Source organism: Rhizobium leguminosarum bv. viciae (assembly GCF_012276115.1).
Classification (GTDB): domain Bacteria; phylum Pseudomonadota; class Alphaproteobacteria; order Rhizobiales; family Rhizobiaceae; genus Rhizobium; species Rhizobium leguminosarum_T.
Window position 1 is genome coordinate 448,589 of sequence record NZ_WIEU01000002.1, and the last position, 16,187, is coordinate 464,775.

Genomic DNA, 16,187 nt, shown 5'->3' on the forward strand with positions numbered 1-16,187 from the left:
TCACATGCGCGTCCAGTTGATGCTCGGCAGGTCCTCGACGGTATTGTCGGCCGGATTGCGCAGCACGAGGTTCAGGCTGCCGTTCGACTGGCCCATGGCAAAAATCAGCATTTCAGCTTCCGACGGCGTCACTTCGACGGTCACATTGTTGTAGGTGCTGTTGGCCTTGGTGACCGCGCCCTCCGCCGTCGTCGCCGCCCCGACGGCCAGCACTTTGACATTCTGCAGGAAGGTGCGGGTGACGACACGGGTGCGCGAGCTTATGCCGAGTTTATAATCCTGCGCCTGTTTGCGGTAGGCGTTGACGTCGTTCTCGTCGGCGCCTGGATACTGGGTGAGATAGTTCTTCAGCATCTGCTCGACCGGCGACTGCGGCTGGGCTGGAGCCTGCGGCTGTCCTGCTGTGGCCGGCGCCTGACCAGGGACGGCAGGCTGACCGGGCACGGCAGCGGGCTGGCCAGGGGTTCCCGGCTGGGCTGCTGCGGCCGGCGCCACGGGCTCCACCGGTTCGTCGACCGTGCCGATGATATCGACATAGCTGCCTGGTTCGACGAAATGGCCGACGGCCGCGGCCGCGTTGACGGGAAGGGTCAGCGCCCGCTTACCCGGCGCGATCATCGTCGTCAGGCGTCCGCCGTCGGTATCGTCGAAATACTGGAAGAGCAGCACCGAGCCGGCCGGAATATCGCTCGCCGCCGTCCTGTCCTTCAGCCATTCCTGATAGGCGCTGGCGGCCGGAACCGCGAGTTTGGCGAGCGCCCCGAAGCTTTCCGGCAGCATCACCGGCTCGGCAAGCATGTCGGGCGTGATCGCCTGTCCTCGCGTGACCTTCCTGTCGGGCTGGAGCCGCATGAAGGCATAGGCTGTCTGCTCGTTCTTGACGCTCTCGGTCCAGAAATAGAGCAGAACGCCGGTGATGAGCCCGACGATGACAGCCGCGATGAGCTTCCAGTTCATGGTGTTATTCCCCCTACGAAGGGTTGCCTGATTTGAATGACCTCGACGGTCCGCCCGTCGGTTTTGCTGCGAGTGTAGAGAACATTGGCCTCGACGCTGCCGCGCCGGCCATAAAGGGCAGTGACCCCGCCGCGCTGCGCTGGCGGCGTCTCGATGGTGAAGCCATCGCGGGCAAGCAGATCGGCGCGCTGATCCGACCAGCGCACGGCCGACAGCGTGCCTTTCGACACGACCGTGCGTGACGTGTGGCCCTTGTCGCGATCGCCGATATCGCTCAGCACCTCGACACCGGCCGGCGGACGCAGCGACTGCGGCAGCTTGGTGACATCGGCAGGTGCTGCAAAGGCCGGCAGCGTCGAGGCAACATCGTCGAAGCGGCTCATCAGCACCTCGGTCATCGGCGCATCGGCCGGCCTGCGGATCATGATCGTGACGCCCGGGATGGGCGCTCTCGCCGAAGAATTTGCAGGGTCCTGCCGTCTGAGATAATCGAGGGCAGCCTCGCCGTCGCCGTCGAAGAATCGCACCACCACGGCGAGATCGTCGCGGATGCGGCTCGTCTTCGGGACGATCAGCATGTTGGCGGCAATGACGGCGGTCAGTTCTTCCTTGTCGTTGCTTTTCGGCAGGGCGGGCCGGGTATTGACGGCCAGTACCCGCAGCCACTCGTCGGTGATATCGGAAATGCTGCGATCGCTCTGATAGGGCGTGAATTCAAGCGGCTGGCCGTTGATGACGAGATCGCGCGGCGCCCGTTCCGGCGCGCCAAGGATGCCGGCCAGCATCGAATTTAGCGTCACCCTCAAATCCTTGTAGATCTCGGCTCGAACAGGTGTGGCCGCGGCGGCGGCAAGCCCGATGACGAGCACCAAAGCGGCGAGATGGCTGGCAAAACGAAAGGAGATGCGCGGGCCCCGTCTCATCTTATTTCGCTCCCGGAAAGACGCCGTCGAACAGATCGCCGGAATCGCTGGCCACATCGCGGATTTCCCGGCGCAGGGTCGGATCGTAGCCTCGGCGCGTGGTATCGTTGTTGTGGGAGGCAAAGAGTGTCGAGTCATCCACCGTGAACGCGTCCTTCCAGCGGAGGCTCCTGATCGTGTCGAGATCGTCGGAATCCCTGAACTTGTAGACCCGGTCGGCCGTCGCGGTGACGAGCTGCGGCTTTTCATTGGCGAGGTCGCCGACCATATCGCCGAAATCGCGGCCGTTCTTTAAGGTATTCTGTACGTCGTCCCAAACAAAGGTGCGCTGAGGGTCGCCGCCGCCTTCATGCGAAGGTGCGCGCGAGCAGCTCATGGCGTCGCGTCCGGGCAGTGCCGGCAAAGCCGGGATCGGGAAGGCGTTCGAGAAATCCGACGTGCAGCCCAGCCCATTTGCTTCGGCGAAGGCGGCGTTGCGCATCGCCACCATGGTTCCGACCTTCTTGGTGGAAATCTTGTTCGCATGGATGACGAAAATCACGATCAGCAGGATGACCGGCGCGGCGAGCACGAATTCAATCGAGGCGAGACCGCGCCTATCGCGGTGCAGCCGCATCAGCAGCCCGCGGCCGGGAGGACCGCTCATAGGCTCAGTGTGTGTTGACGGCAGCCCAGGCATTGGCTCCTCCTCGGTCGAAGACGCGGGTCAGGCCGGTAAAGCTATCGGCCGCCGGGCTCTGCTTGATGGTGTTGGAAACTTGGCCGATATCGTCGGCGAGTGTCGCGGGGGCAAGCGATGCCAGCCAGTCCTGGGTGTAGAGGTCGAAGGCCGTGTAATTGTGGACCCAGCTCTGCGCCAAGGCATAGGCGGACGGTGTCTTGTCCTTGAAGATGCGGATCTGCAGCCTGGCGCGCGGGGCGCGCGAAACGATCGCCAGCGTCTGGTAGTCGTCGAGCTGCTCGCCGCCGAAGGGCGTGAAGTTAAACGGTATGCGTCCTTTCAGCCAGTAAGGCTTCGGCAAGGAGATGACGGGCAGGGGAGCACCCGCCACGGAAATCGCGCCACCGGCTGGGCCGCAGACCTGATTCCAGATCATGTCGAACTTGCGGGTGAAATCGTTCTCGTCTTTTGTCTGCTTGTCGGAATAGCGCGGTGGCTTGTCGATAGGCAGCTGGAAGGGGTTCACGATGCCGAACTCGATGCCGAAGAGTTCCTCGGCGATATAGAAGCTGCCATCGAGCAGCAATTCCTGCCACCAGCTGAGATCGCCAAATTGCTCGATGATTGCCTTGAACGGGACCTTGCTCAGATAGGCCGGGCCGAAGGCTTCATAAAAGATGTAGAAGTCCACCAAAGCATCGTCGATGCCGCTCTCGTGGTTGACCCAGTCGCGGATATGGCTGCCGTCGACGCCGCCTGCGGTCAACGGACCCTTGCCGTTGGGGAAGCCGCGATTGGCAAATTCGCCGCGCATGAGAAACGGATCCTGCCCCTGGGTGCCATAGGTCATGGCGAGGCACATTTCAGCATAGGCCGCAGCGGGATTGATGCCGTCGCGATCGACCGGCAGGTTGCCGCCGGCGCCCTCTCCGGCGTCGTTGCAGGATTCGCACGGCGGGTGGAAGACGACATGATCCGACTTGTTCAGGCGCACCAGATGCAGGGCTTCGTTGCCGACCCGCTGCGGAAAACTCTCGACGAGGTAGTCGTTGAGATCGTTCATGGCATCAATGATGTCGCTGGACTTATTGATGAGATCCCATGGATCATATTTGTGTTGAGCGATGCCCACATATGCAAGCGCTTTGGTGGCTCCTATCGCCCGGACCCCCTGGAACGCCAAGCAAGCACCGTAGATGATGCCGCCGACGATCGGGACCTTCTGCCAGCCCGGGCAATAGGGCATCGGCGGCATCGGCGGCAAAAGGGATGCCGGGCCGAAGCCTTCCGTGAAGGAATATTGGGCGAGTTTCGCCAGAATGGCGGCCGAGCGCAGGGCCAGTTCCGCCGTCGTCAGCTGGAAGGCGACCGAGGTCGCCATGACGACGGTTGCCTGCGAGGAGGCGACGTTGTTCATCGCCATGATGTTGAGATAGCGGGCTTCCCAGTCGGCGTGGACGAGAGCTGCGGCGTCGGCCGTGTCCTGCGTGCGCTGCTTGTCGTAGATCATCTGTCCGGTATTCAGGATCCAGACGATCATCAGGGCGAGCGCAATCGTCATGTAGAGAATGATCGGCGACAGAAAGCCGCGTTCGTCGCGGTGCAGGCGCTTGATAAGGGTCGGGGTCATAGCAGGTTCACCTCCGCCGTCGAAATCGTGTAGTAGCGGCCGTCCTTCCTCTGGCCGCGGGCAAAGACCCAGCCGGCATATTCGAGCAGCAGGAAGCGCGCTTCCACCTTGGCGGTAACAGGCACATGCGGCGAACGGTTGATGGCGGCATAGATCGCCATCGGCGCGCGATCGACGGTCACGGTGACGTTCTGCGGGTCGAACATGTAGCGGGCCTGGTTGCGCATCGCGCGCCAGTTTTTCGACAGGCCCGAGGCATCGGCAAGGCTTTTCAGCGCATCTTCCGGCGGCTGGCAGGCGCCGACGCATTTCAGCTGGTCGTAGGGTGCGGCCGGGATCAGTGCCAGGCGGGCGGCAAGATCGGCCTTGCCGGCGGCAGCATCGTCATCGCAGGTCCTGGCATCAATCAGGCTGCGGATGGTGATCGGCAGGGCCGGACAGAAATAGACACGGGCGCTGCGCGCCGCCGCATAGGCGGCATAATGGGTGAAGAGGTGGTTCTTGGCCAGGATCGTGAACTGGAAGACCACGAACATGAAGAAGACGAAGACCGGTGTCACGAGAACGAAATCCATCATCGTCGTGCTGCCGGAGGTGTCGCCGTGCAGTTCCGATATCCGGCGCCGGCGGGCGGAAAGCCGCGGCAGCAGCAGCATCGAGGCGAGCAGCATCATGGCGATCGCAAAGGTACCGAGGAGCGCGCCGTGATCCTGAGGGACCCAGAAGGTCCGCGAGTGCAGGATCGAACTCCAGAAGGCACCGTCGAAGATGGGGCGTTCGAGTTCCGCGCGCATTGCCGTTACCTCACGAGTGAAAGAGGGGTGAAATCGGGCATGAAAAGGCACCAGAGAAGTCCGAGAGCAGCGGCAACGCCGAAGCGGACGGTATGATGGGTCTCGCGCGGCTTCAGCACCGAAGCGGCATCGCGGAAACCGGCAGGCAGGAGAAGCGCGAACAGTCCGACCGTTCGGGCCAGTACGCTCCACTGAACGCGCCGCGCCATGGAGAAAACGGCGATCACGCCGCCGGCCATCAGCGAGGCAAGGGTGACGTCGATGGCGGGCCAGAGGCCGAGAATGGCGCCGAGCGCCGCCATCAGCTTGACGTCGCCGCCGCCGCAGCTTCCGGCTGCGAAGGCGATGATGAAGATCAGGCCGGCTGCAAGGAGGCCTGCGAAGGCAAGCCCTATTCCTGCGAGACCGCCGCCGACTGCCGCCAACATGAACCCGCCAAGCAGGCAGGGATAGGTAACGGCGTTCGGGATATGACCGTGGCGATGGTCGAGCACCGCCGCGGTCATGGTGCAGGCGACGGCAAGAGCCGCCGCCGCAGGCATTAGGGTCAGATCATAGGTCGTATCCATGATCCCGACCCGCTTATTGACCCGGCTCAGGAATTCTCTCGGCATCCGAGAGCGCCGTGTTCTTTTCGTTGAACCATTCGCCGATCTGTTTGCCGAATGCGAGCAGGATCAGCATCAGCGGAATGACGATCAGGGCGACGGCCAGGACGATCTGGGCCATGTCGCCGCGTTCGTCCTTGTGAAGTGCAATTGCGAGAGTCTTGAGTTTACCAAACATGTGATTACTCCTCATTCCCAGGTTTGTTTCGGTTCGAAGCCCTGGTGAAGATGAACCAAGCATATGCTATCGATCCGAACGAGCATGTTGCTCGATCCAATGATATTTTCTGCTTCAGCTTATCTTCCCCGGCGGCCAACGTTTGTTGAGCAACACCATTAAGACCCAAGAGTGCGCCCAAGGCCAGCCCTCCGTCAAGCAAACGAAACGAAGGGTTCCAATTGTCTTGGAGGCATCGCCGGCACAATCGCAGTTGACGTCATATTTTTTCAACTAACCGCTTGAATAATCTGTAGTTTTACGTGCATGACCGAAGTTTTTGTCAACATTGCAAGGCCTCGTCTACTGCTCCATAATTGGTCAATTCTTTCAAAGCGATAGAAGAAACGGCGTGTGACGATCATAATGACTGCCTCCGCGGGGCCCGGCCATGGCGTTGTTTGGCGATCTGGATTAAGCTTTCGTCAAATGGTGGGTATCGCCCGCCAGTCGATCCGGAGAGAAAACGATGGAAACGATGAGCAGCATCTTAATACTTGGATTGGTCCTCATTCCATTGATGATGTTCTTTCCGACTGCGGTTCAGATGATGGCGACGCTGTTCGGCATGAGCACGGTCCTGGTCGGGATGCCACTCTGATGAAGGCCGTTTCCGACGACGCTGCCGAGCAGGCGACTTTTCAGGTCCTGACCCGGGCGCTGGACAAATTGCTCGGGCCGATCCGTTTTCTCCTCGATGATCCGAGCGTGTCCGAAATCCTGATCAACGGCACGTCCGACATCTTCGTCGAAAGGCGAGGCAAGCTCGAACGCGCCGATACGCGGTTCGCCAGTCGCGAGGACCTGGAATCGGCCGCGCGCAGCATCGCGCAGTTCTCAGGCAAGCGACTGACGCCGGAGGAGCCGAGCGTCGAGGCGCGTTTGCCGGATGGTTCGCGCGTGCAGATGATCCAGCCGCCCGCGTCCCGCACCGGGCTTTGCATTTCCATTCGCCGCTTTCTGAAAGAACATCGCAGCATCCGCGATCTCGTCACCCAGGGCAGCCTGACCGACCAGTCGCTGACGCTGCTGCAGGCGGCCGTCGGGCTGCAGAAGAACGTGATCATCTCCGGCGGCACCGGCACCGGCAAGACGACGATGCTGAACGCGCTGTCGGAAGCCTTCGCCGACCACGAGCGCATCATCGTCATCGAGGATACGTCCGAACTGCAGATCCGCAAGGAACACGTGGTCTATCTCGAGGTGACGAAGCCCGACCGCTTCGGCCGCGGCGGCGCCAGCATCCGCGACCTCTTCCGCTCGTCGCTGCGCATGCGACCCGATCGGGTCATCGTCGGCGAGTGCCGCGGCGGCGAGGCGCTCGATATGATCCAGGCGATGACATCAGGCCACAGCGGCAGCCTTTCGACGGTACACGCGAACACGCCCTATGACTCCCTGCACCGGCTGGAGACGCTGGCGCTGATGTCCGACATCGACATGCCGCTGCGGCCGCTGCGCGCCCAGATCGCCTCGGCGGTCGACGTCGTCGTGCAGATCGCCCGTTTCAAGCGCACCGGCCGGCGCCGGGTGATCGAGATTTCCGAGATCAAGGGCCTGAACAATGACGGCCAATATATCGTCGAAAGCATCTACAAGCTCGAGGGCGACGGCCATTCCAACCCCGATGGCGCACTGCTGTGGACCGGTGTCGTACCGAGCTTCGCCGCCGATGCGGTGGAAGAGCTGCAAGGCGCCGAGCGCCCCGAATGGGTCGGTGCCACCGCGCTGCATACAGCTTGAAAAGGATCGAAATTCTGTTCTACAATATATAGTTAGAGCATGATGCCATCCTAAAACCGCTCACACTCTTCGGCATCATGCTCTCAGACGCCATCCTTTTCAGCGCTCGCCGCCATATGCACGAGATCGTCCCAGAGGCTTTCGGCAAAGCTGCGCAGGACCGTGAGTTCGAAGCTGTCATCGCCGGTGCGGACGATCTGCACCGAGAGATGACCGACCATCGTCATGGCCGAATGGCCTTCCGGAAAGACCGGAGGATCGAGATCGACGGCGGTGCCCCTTGAGAGAAGTGCGCGCGAAGAGCGGCCGGAAACGCCGATACGCACCCGCCCGTCGCTCTGGTCCATGACGAAGGCCTTTCCCGCAAGAGCTGCCACGAGAGCATCGAGGCTGGCGGGCACGAGCGGCTCGTCGCCGGCGACGAACCATTGCCGGAAGCCCGCCTTACGGATCGAACTTTTCGCAAAGCCGGCTTTCGCCAATTCCGTGGCGAGCGCGGATGGCTCCATCGCGCCGAGCACGTGCAGGAGATGGTCCTCCGGCAAGGCTTCCAGCCGGATGCTCGCCCCTGAGATGCCGTTATATGCTGCCCCGGCAAGAACCGGTTTGTGTTGCGGAAGATCACGCATGGAGCTTCTCGTTTTCGGGATCGATGAAGACGGGATGGCAGAGCACCGCATCGGTGAATTCGTTGCGCAGGCCGTTCCAGACCGTCACCTTTTCACCGATGCGCTCCGGCCCACGCCTGACGAGGGCCAGGCCGATCGTATGGCCGAGCCCCGGCGAAAAGGCGCTTGAGGTGACGTAGCCCAGGTCATTTTCGAGCGTCGCCGCAACGCCGTCGGCAAGAATATGCGAGCCGGTGCGGAAACCGGTCGCCGGATCGAGCGGCTTGACGCCGACGAGGCGCGGCCGTTCCGGATCCTGCAGCCCTTCGCGGGCCAGCATTGCCTTGCCGATGAAATCCGGCTTGGTAGACGAAACCATGCGGCCGAAGCCGAGATCGCCTGGCGTTACCGTGCCGTTGATTTCGGCATGAGTGACATGACCCTTTTCGATGCGCATGACGCCGAGCGCTTCGGCGCCATAAGCGCAGATGCCATGTTTCTCGCCCACCGCCATGACCGCATGGGCAACGCCTTCGCCGTATCCGGCCGGTACTGCGAGCTCATAGGCGAGTTCGCCGGAGAAGGAGATCCGGAAGAGCCGGCCCTCGAGGCGGCCACCGAAAAGGGAGACCTTGCGGGCGCTCATGAAGGGGAAGGCCGCGTCCGACAGATCCTCGTCGACGATCTCCGAGAGGATGGAACGCGACTTCGGCCCGGCAACGGCCATCTGCGCCCATTGATCGGTCGAGGAGGCGAAGCAGACGTCGAGTTCCGGCCACAGCGTCTGGGCGCAGAATTCGAGATGGGTCAGCACTCCGGCGGCCAGCGCCGTCGTCGTCGTCATGAAGAAATGCTCGTCACTGAACCGACTGGTGGTGCCGTCATCATAGATGAAGCCGTCCTCACGCAGCATGATGCCGTAACGCGCCTTGCCCAGAGCGAGCTTGGCGAAGCCGTTGCAATAGATGCGATCGAGGAAGGTCGCGGCGTCCTTGCCAAAGATTTCGATCTTGCCGAGGGTCGAGACATCGCAGACGCCGGCATTCCTACGGATGTTCAGCACCTCGCGGTCGACGCTTTCGCGCCATGTCGTCTCGCCGGCGCGTGGGAACCAGGCGGAACGGTACCAGAGGCCGGTTTCGACGAAGACCGCGCCGTTCTTCTCAGCCCAGCCATGCAGCGGCGATTTGCGCGCCGGCTGGAAATGTTTGCCGCGCGATGCCCCCGTCAAGGCGCCGAAGGAAACCGGCGTATAGAAGGGCCGGAACGTTGTCGTTCCCACTTCGGCAGGTGACACGCCACGCGCCTCGGCAAGGATGCCGATGGCATTGATGTTGGAAAGTTTGCCCTGGTCGGTCGCCATGCCTGATGTCGTGTAACGCTTGGCGAGTTCGACATGGCCGTAGCCTTCGCGGACAGCGAGGCCCAGATCTTTGAGATGCACGTCGTTCTGGTAATCGACGAAGGCCTTGCCCTTCGAACCCTTCACCGACCAGAGCGGCTTTGCCTGTGCAGCCGTCTCGGAGGCCGCCGCATAGGCCGGTTCCGCCACTGCGAAGCCGATCGTCTTCAATGCGGCAGCTGCCTTTGCGGCACCATCCCCGAGGCAGGTCGCCGTTTGCGCAAGGCCGGCAGCCGAGCCGGCAACGGCAAGACCTTCCTGCTGGGCGGGCGCCAGAAACGCCGATACCTCGTGCGACCATTGCGGCTTCGCGCCGCGATGGCAGGCAAGATGAATGATCGGGCTCCAGCCGCCCGACACGGCAAGCGCATCCGCTTCGATCCGGCTGGTGCCGTCTGCGGTCTTGACGGTGACGCCGCGCAGGCGCTTGCCGCCAAACGCATCGATGACCCTGGCGCCCTCCAGCACCTCGGCGCTGCCCTGCCAACTCCCGCCTCCATCCCCGCGGCTGTCGACGATCGCCGCGACCGCGAGGCCGGCGGCCTCGAGATCGGCGGCGGTGCGATATCCGGCGTCGTTGGTGGTGAAGATGACCGTGCTTCTGCCAGGTGCTACCGCCTGCCGGTTGAGATAGCTGCGCATGGCGCCTGCCATCATCACACCGGGAATATCGTTGCCGCCGAAGACGAGCGGCCGCTCTTCGGCGCCCGTCGCAAGGATGGCCTGGCGGGCGACGATACGCCACAATCGTTCGACGGGACGATCAGGGTCGGGCATCGCCACGTGCTTCTGCACCCGTTCGACCGCGCCGAAGACATTGTCGTCGTACCAGCCGAACACCGTCATGCGCGGCAGGCGGCGCACATTCTCCAGGCTCGCCAGTTCGGCAAGCAGCTCACCGAGAACCGCGTCCGCCGGCTGGCCGTCGACGGTGCCGCTGTCGGAAAGCAGGCTGCCGCCGAGTTCGGATCCCTCATCCGCGAGGATGACGCGCGCACCGGCGCGGCCGGCGGTCAGCGCTGCGGCAAGACCGGCAGGGCCGGCGCCGATCACCAGCAGATCGCAATGCGCCCAGCATTTCTCGTAGGTATCGGGATCGGCCTCGTAGGAGGCCCTGCCGAGGCCCGCCGCCTTGCGGATCACCGGCTCGTAGAGCTTTTCCCAGAGGGCCGCCGGCCACATGAAGGTCTTGTAGTAGAAACCGGCGCTGAGGAAGGGCGAGAGCAGCCCGTTGACCGCGCCGACATCGAAGCCAAGCGAAGGCCAGCGGTTCTGGCTCTTTGCCGTCAGCCCCTGGTAAAGCTCGATCATCGTTGCGCGCGTATTCGGTTCGGTGCGCCCGCCGCTGCCTGTCGTCACCAGCGCATTCGGTTCGGCAGCCCCCGCCGTCAGAATGCCGCGCGGCCGGTGATATTTGAAGCTGCGGCCGACAAGCTGGACGCCGTTGGCAAGCAGCGCCGAGGCGAGTGTGTCGCCCGGATGGCCTACGAGCGCCCGGCCGTCGAAGGCGAAGCCGAGCGTCGTGGTGCGATCGATGCGGCCGCCGGAGGAAAGACGGAAGCTCGTCATGCCGTTTCTCCGCCGAGCTTGGAGAGGGCGGCATCCCTGACGCCATGGACCGCATGGGTGACGGTATCGCGTTCGACGATCAGCCAGCGGCGGCATCCGGAAGAGTGGTGCCAATATTCGCTGTGCCGGCCTCTCGGATTGTCGCGCAGATAGACATAATCGAACCATGCCTCCGCACCGGCATCCGGCGCCGGCCTGACAAGGCCGGCATCGCCGCGGATCGAGAATTCCTCCTTGGGTCGGGAGCCGCAATGGGGACAGGAAATCAGGCTTGCCATCGTCGAAAATCCTCAGTGCAGATTGGGCTGGGCGCCGACGCCCTTTTCGTCGATCGGGTAGCCGCGCGCGAAGCGGTCGAGCCGGAAGGCGCGGGCGGTTTGATGCGGCGTATTGCGGGCGATCAGATGGGCGTAGCAGAAGCCGGAGGCGGGTGTGGCCTTGAAGCCGCCGTAACACCAGCCGGTGTTGAGATAGAGATTGTCGATATGGGTGCGGTCGATGATCGGCGATCCGTCCATGCTCATATCCATGACGCCGCCCCAGGAGCGCAGATAACGCACGCGCGACAGCGACGGGATTAGCGCCAGCCCGGCTTCGGCGACATGCTCGACCGAAGCGAGATTGCCGCGCTGGGCATAGGAATTGTAGCCGTCGATATCGCCGCCGAAGACGAGGCCGCCCTTGTCCGACTGGGACGCGTAGAAATGCCCGGCGCCGAAGGTGACGACCGTGTCGATGAACGGCTTGAGCCCTTCGGAGACGAAGGCCTGCAGCACATGGCTTTCGATCGGCAGGCGAAGGCCGGCCATATCGGCGACGACGGTGGAATTGCCGGCGGCCGCCAGCGCCAGCTTGCCGCAGCCGATGAAACCCTTGCTGGTCTCGACGCCGGTCACCTCGCCGTTTTCGCGGCGGATGCCGGTCACCTCGCACTGGGTGATGATGTCGACACCGCGTTGATCGGCGCCGCGCGCATAACCCCAGGCGACCGCATCATGGCGCACCGTGCCGCCACGCGGCTGGAACAGGCCGCCCATAATGGGGAAACGGGCATTGTCGAAATCGAGGAAGGGCAATTTCTTGCGCACCGCCTGCCGGTCGAGAAGCTCGGCGTCGACGCCGTGCAGCCGCATGGCGTTGCCGCGGCGCGTATAGGCGTCGCGCTGTGCGTCGGAATGAAAGAGGTTGAGCACGCCGCGCTGCGAGACCATGGCGTTGAAGTTGAAGTCCTGCTCCAGGCCTTCCCAGAGTTTCATCGACAGCTCGTAGAAGGGATTATTGCCCGGCAGCAGGTAGTTCGAGCGGATGATCGTCGTGTTCCTGCCGATATTGCCGGAGCCGAGATAGCCCTTTTCGAGGACGGCGACATTGGTGACGCCGAATTCCTTGGCAAGATAATAGGCGGTGGCAAGACCATGGCCGCCGCCACCGACAATGATGACGTCGTAATGCGGCTTCGGCGCCGGGTCGCGCCAGGCCGGCGCCCAGTCTTTGTTGCCGCGAAGGCCGTTCAGGAAAATCGAAAGAGCGGAATAGCGCATGGGTCACCCCGGAAAGAACAGCTGCATGATGCCAGAAAGGGGAGGGCGGACTTGCACAGAGGGGACATTAATCGCTAAGAATGAGACATGTCCTCGCTTGATAGCAGAAATGTGCAGACGATCGGCTTCATCCTCATCCCGGGATTTGCGCTGATGTCCTATGCCTCGGCGACCGAACCGCTCAGGGCGGCAAATCTTCTGGCCGGACGCGAGATCTATCGGCTGCAGATCTTCTCGCCGGATGGCGCACCCGCACTCTCCTCCTCGGGCGTCAGCGTCCCCGCCGAACCTCTCCCTGTCAGGGGCTCGGGGCTAGGAACGGCCTTCGTCTGCGCCGGCGGCTTGCCCCGCGACTGGCGGTATCCCGGCGTGCTTGCCTGCTTGCGGCAGCTGTCGCGTGAAGGGGTGAGGATCGGCGGCATCTCGGGCGGTCCCTATCTGATGGCCGCCGCCGGACTGCTCGGCGGCCGCGACTTCACCATCCACTGGGAGCATGCGGCAGCCCTTCTCGAAGCCTTCCCGGATCTCACGCCGCGCCAGGCGCGCTTCATGATCGACGGCAACCGGATCACCTGCGGCGGCGGCATCGCACCGCTCGACATGATGCATGTGCTGATCGCCGAGCGCATGGGGCCGGATTTCGCCCGCCGCGTCAGTGACTGGTATCTTCATACCGAGGTCAACGAGCCCGCTGCACCCCAGCGCGCCTCGCTGGCGCAGCGTTACGGCGTCCATCATCCCGGTCTGCTTAACGTTCTCGAACGGATGGAGGAGACGATCGAGATGCCGCTGGAGCGCGCCGCTATGGCGCGCATCGCCGGCGTCACCACCCGTCATCTCGACCGGCTCTTTTCGGCCCATCTCGGCACCACCTACCTTGATCAGTACCGCAGAATCAGGCTGCAGCATGCCCATCGGCTGCTGAAGCAAAGCCCGCTTTCCGTCTCGGAAATCGCGGTGGCCACCGGCTTTTCCAGTCTGAGCCATTTTTCCCGGATGTTCCGTGCCGTCTACGGCTTCGCCCCGCGTGCGGCACGGCGGGAATAGGTTTTCTTCACGGTTGAGGAATTTTCACTATGACGATAGGGTTGCTTTTGGACAAAAGAGAAGGCGGCGGTAGAAAACCCATGAAATCCAAGCGTGCAGCGGCAGAGCAACCGGAACAGGCGCATAGTGGACGCGCTCCCTTTTCCCAGGACCCGCACGCCGTCCGCGAGCCGAAGGAAAACAACCTCGAAATGGCGATCGGCCATGAGGTGCGCGCCTACCGCAAGAAACTCGGCATCACGGTCACCGATCTGGCGGCAGCGACCGGCATTTCGCTCGGCATGCTGTCGAAGATCGAGAACGGCAACATCTCGCCGTCGCTGACGACGCTGCAATCGCTCTCGCGGGCGCTCGGCGTGCCGCTGACGGCCTTCTTCCGCCGTTTCGAGGAACCGCGCAACGCCGTCTTCGTCAAGGCAGGCCAGGGCATCGAGCTTGAACGGCGCGGCACGCGCGCCGGGCATCAATATAATGTGCTCGGTCATATCGACAACAATACCAGTGGCGTCATCGTCGAGCCCTACCTCATCACCCTGACGACCGACTCCGACATCTTCCCGACCTTCCAGCACGAGGGGATGGAGTTTCTCTATATGCTCGAGGGCGAAGTCGTTTACCGCCACGGCGACCAGCTTTTCCAGATGCAGCCGGGCGACAGCCTGTTCTTCGACGCCGATGCGCCGCATGGGCCGGAGCAGCTGGTGAAACTGCCGAGCAAGTACCTCTCGATCATCAGCTATCCACAGCAGGGCTCGAAAAGCTGACTTGCCTTAAAAGAAAAAATCTTTCTTCCCAGTTGAAAACCCAAAACAGACCTGCTAGTCCTTTGTCAACACGAACGGAGGTCTGGTCATGTGCGGAATTGTGGGTCTCTTCCTCAAGGATAAAAGTCTAGAACCGGAGCTCGGGGCGCTGCTGTCCTCGATGCTGGTGACGATGACGGATCGGGGGCCGGACAGCGCCGGTATCGCGATCTATGGCGATGCCAGCGGCAACAATGCCAAGATCACCATCCAGTCGGCCAATCCGAAGAAGGATTTCGCCGGCCTCGAATCCGAACTCGGCCAGGCGGTTGGCGCATCGGTCGCCATCCAGGTGAAGAGCACGCATGCCGTCATCACGCTTGCGAAGGATCTGCTCGAGGCGGGCAAGGCAGGCGTTGCCGAGCTGCGTCCGAACATCCGGATCATGAGCAGCGGCGACGCCATCGAGATCTATAAGGAAACCGGCCTGCCGAAGGATGTCGTCTCCCGCTTCGCGGTCAATTCGATGGCCGGCACCCACGGCATCGGCCATACCCGCATGGCGACGGAATCGGCCGTCACGACGCTCGGCGCCCATCCTTTTTCCACCGGCTCCGACCAATGCCTGGTGCATAATGGCTCGCTGTCCAACCACAACAATCTGCGCCGCGAACTGAAGCGCGAAGGCATGACCTTCGAAACCGAAAACGACACCGAGGTCGCCGCCGCCTATCTGACGGCAGAGATGGCCAAGGGCAAGAATCTCGGCCAGGCGCTGGAAGGCGCGGTGGATGACCTCGACGGCTTCTTCACCTTCGTCGTCGGTACCAAGTCCGGCTTCGGCGTCGTGCGCGACGCGATTGCCTGCAAGCCCGCCGTCATGGCCGAAACGGACCAGTATGTCGCCTTCGGTTCGGAATACCGGGCGCTCGTCAATCTGCCCGGCATCGAGAATGCCCGGGTCTGGGAGCCGGAGCCTGCAACCGTCTATTTCTGGGATCACCAGAAGGTCGCTTGACCGGCGCCTTCATGCGTATTCTCCAAGGGTTATTGAAACATGCCTGTCATTGATCTTGCCACTACGCCGTTGCGTGAACTCAACAGCGCCCTGCACAACATCCAGAACGGTTCGAACGATCTTTCCTTCGAAGTCGTCAATCCGCGCGGCAGCCATTCGGTTGCCGTCGGCATCGATGCGCCCGTTACGGTCGATGTGAAGGGGTCGGTCGGTTATTACTGCGCCGGGATGAACGATGGCGGGACCGTCACCGTTCACGGTTCGGCGGGTCCGGGTGTTGCGGAAAACATGATGTCTGGAACCGTCGTCATCGAGGGCGATGCCAGCCAGTATGCCGGCGCAACCGGCCGCGGCGGCCTGCTTGTCATCAAGGGCAATGCGGCGTCACGCTGCGGCATCTCGATGAAGGGCATCGACATTGTCGTTCACGGCAGTATCGGCCACATGTCCGCTTTCATGGGCCAGTCCGGCCACCTCGTTGTGCTCGGCGATGCCGGCGATGCGCTTGGGGATTCGCTCTACGAGGCAAAGCTCTTCGTGCGCGGTTCGGTCAAGAGCCTGGGTGCCGATTGCATCGAAAAGGAGCTGCGTCCCGAGCATCTGACGAAGCTGGCCGAACTTCTCGAAAAGGCGGGCGTGACCGAAGTGAGGCCCGAGGAATTCAAGCGTTACGGCTCCGCCCGCAAGCTTTACAATTTCAATATCGACAACGCTGACGCATATTAA

The 16,187-nt window shown here is 62.6% G+C and carries 17 protein-coding genes; 6 read left to right on the forward strand and 11 right to left on the reverse strand.

Going from position 1 to position 16,187, the window contains the following annotated elements; genetic code table 11:
• Genes cpaB through GFM02_RS05375 form a run of 7 tightly spaced genes read right to left on the reverse strand, consistent with a single transcriptional unit; the run spans window position 1 to window position 5,751 of the window.
• Window positions 1-957: a Flp pilus assembly protein CpaB gene (gene cpaB / locus GFM02_RS05345; RefSeq protein ID WP_168321026.1), complete on the reverse strand. Its 957-nt coding sequence runs from the start codon at window positions 955-957 to the stop codon at window positions 1-3.
• Window positions 954-1,880 (reverse strand): hypothetical protein, encoded by a 927-nt coding sequence (locus GFM02_RS05350; RefSeq protein WP_168268125.1) that lies wholly within the window; start codon window positions 1,878-1,880, stop codon window positions 954-956. Before GFM02_RS05350 ends, cpaB begins: the two co-directional genes overlap by 4 nt.
• Before the next feature lies 1 nt (window position 1,881).
• Entirely contained in the window at window positions 1,882-2,559 is a 678-nt protein-coding gene (locus tag GFM02_RS05355; protein ID WP_168321027.1) for a TadE/TadG family type IV pilus assembly protein, read from the reverse strand.
• Window positions 2,531-4,171 carry a TadE/TadG family type IV pilus assembly protein gene (locus tag GFM02_RS05360; protein WP_131708890.1) on the reverse strand — a complete coding sequence of 547 codons (1,641 nt, stop codon included), beginning with the start codon at window positions 4,169-4,171 and terminating at the stop codon, window positions 2,531-2,533. The genes GFM02_RS05355 and GFM02_RS05360 overlap by 29 nt, the downstream gene beginning before the upstream one ends.
• Window positions 4,168-4,965, reverse strand: a complete 798-nt coding sequence (locus tag GFM02_RS05365) for a TadE/TadG family type IV pilus assembly protein (protein ID WP_168321028.1) — start codon at window positions 4,963-4,965, stop codon at window positions 4,168-4,170. The genes GFM02_RS05360 and GFM02_RS05365 overlap by 4 nt, the downstream gene beginning before the upstream one ends.
• Before the next feature lie 5 nt (window positions 4,966-4,970).
• Window positions 4,971-5,534, reverse strand: a complete 564-nt coding sequence (locus tag GFM02_RS05370) for an A24 family peptidase (protein ID WP_168321029.1) — start codon at window positions 5,532-5,534, stop codon at window positions 4,971-4,973.
• Window positions 5,535-5,547: 13 nt separating this feature from the next.
• On the reverse strand, window positions 5,548-5,751 hold the full coding sequence (locus GFM02_RS05375) for a hypothetical protein (RefSeq protein WP_003548168.1): 204 nt from the start codon (window positions 5,749-5,751) through the stop codon (window positions 5,548-5,550).
• Between the two features lie 508 nt (window positions 5,752-6,259).
• Between GFM02_RS05375 and GFM02_RS35435 the strand changes: the two genes are divergently transcribed.
• Window positions 6,260-6,391, forward strand: coding sequence for a hypothetical protein (locus tag GFM02_RS35435; protein ID WP_012763633.1), 132 nt, complete (start codon window positions 6,260-6,262; stop codon window positions 6,389-6,391).
• Window positions 6,391-7,533 (forward strand): CpaF family protein, encoded by a 1,143-nt coding sequence (locus GFM02_RS05380; protein WP_246792069.1) that lies wholly within the window; start codon window positions 6,391-6,393, stop codon window positions 7,531-7,533. Before GFM02_RS35435 ends, GFM02_RS05380 begins: the two co-directional genes overlap by 1 nt.
• An 83-nt stretch (window positions 7,534-7,616) precedes the next feature.
• Here the strand turns inward: GFM02_RS05380 and GFM02_RS05385 are convergent, their stop codons facing one another.
• The 4 genes from GFM02_RS05385 to GFM02_RS05400 are packed head-to-tail and all read right to left on the reverse strand — an operon-like array spanning window position 7,617 to window position 12,653.
• Complete coding sequence (locus tag GFM02_RS05385) at window positions 7,617-8,162, reverse strand: sarcosine oxidase subunit gamma (RefSeq protein WP_168321031.1); 546 nt, start codon at window positions 8,160-8,162, stop codon at window positions 7,617-7,619.
• Entirely contained in the window at window positions 8,155-11,112 is a 2,958-nt protein-coding gene (locus GFM02_RS05390) for a sarcosine oxidase subunit alpha family protein (RefSeq protein ID WP_168321032.1), read from the reverse strand. The genes GFM02_RS05385 and GFM02_RS05390 overlap by 8 nt, the downstream gene beginning before the upstream one ends.
• Window positions 11,109-11,390, reverse strand: coding sequence for a sarcosine oxidase subunit delta (locus GFM02_RS05395; RefSeq protein ID WP_168321033.1), 282 nt, complete (start codon window positions 11,388-11,390; stop codon window positions 11,109-11,111). Before GFM02_RS05395 ends, GFM02_RS05390 begins: the two co-directional genes overlap by 4 nt.
• A 12-nt stretch (window positions 11,391-11,402) precedes the next feature.
• Window positions 11,403-12,653, reverse strand: coding sequence for a sarcosine oxidase subunit beta family protein (locus GFM02_RS05400; RefSeq protein ID WP_168321034.1), 1,251 nt, complete (start codon window positions 12,651-12,653; stop codon window positions 11,403-11,405).
• Between the two features lie 87 nt (window positions 12,654-12,740).
• On the opposite strand from GFM02_RS05400, the gene GFM02_RS05405 reads away from it, so the two are divergent.
• The 4 genes from GFM02_RS05405 (at window position 12,741) to GFM02_RS05420 (ending at window position 16,187) form a co-directional block, all read left to right on the forward strand.
• Window positions 12,741-13,700 carry a GlxA family transcriptional regulator gene (locus GFM02_RS05405; RefSeq protein ID WP_168321035.1) on the forward strand — a complete coding sequence of 320 codons (960 nt, stop codon included), beginning with the start codon at window positions 12,741-12,743 and terminating at the stop codon, window positions 13,698-13,700.
• An 80-nt stretch (window positions 13,701-13,780) separates the two neighbouring features.
• Window positions 13,781-14,464: a helix-turn-helix domain-containing protein gene (locus tag GFM02_RS05410; RefSeq protein ID WP_168321036.1), complete on the forward strand. Its 684-nt coding sequence runs from the start codon at window positions 13,781-13,783 to the stop codon at window positions 14,462-14,464.
• Between the two features lie 88 nt (window positions 14,465-14,552).
• Window positions 14,553-15,461 (forward strand): class II glutamine amidotransferase, encoded by a 909-nt coding sequence (locus tag GFM02_RS05415; RefSeq protein ID WP_168321037.1) that lies wholly within the window; start codon window positions 14,553-14,555, stop codon window positions 15,459-15,461.
• Between the two features lie 39 nt (window positions 15,462-15,500).
• Window positions 15,501-16,187 carry a GXGXG domain-containing protein gene (locus GFM02_RS05420; protein WP_168321038.1) on the forward strand — a complete coding sequence of 229 codons (687 nt, stop codon included), beginning with the start codon at window positions 15,501-15,503 and terminating at the stop codon, window positions 16,185-16,187.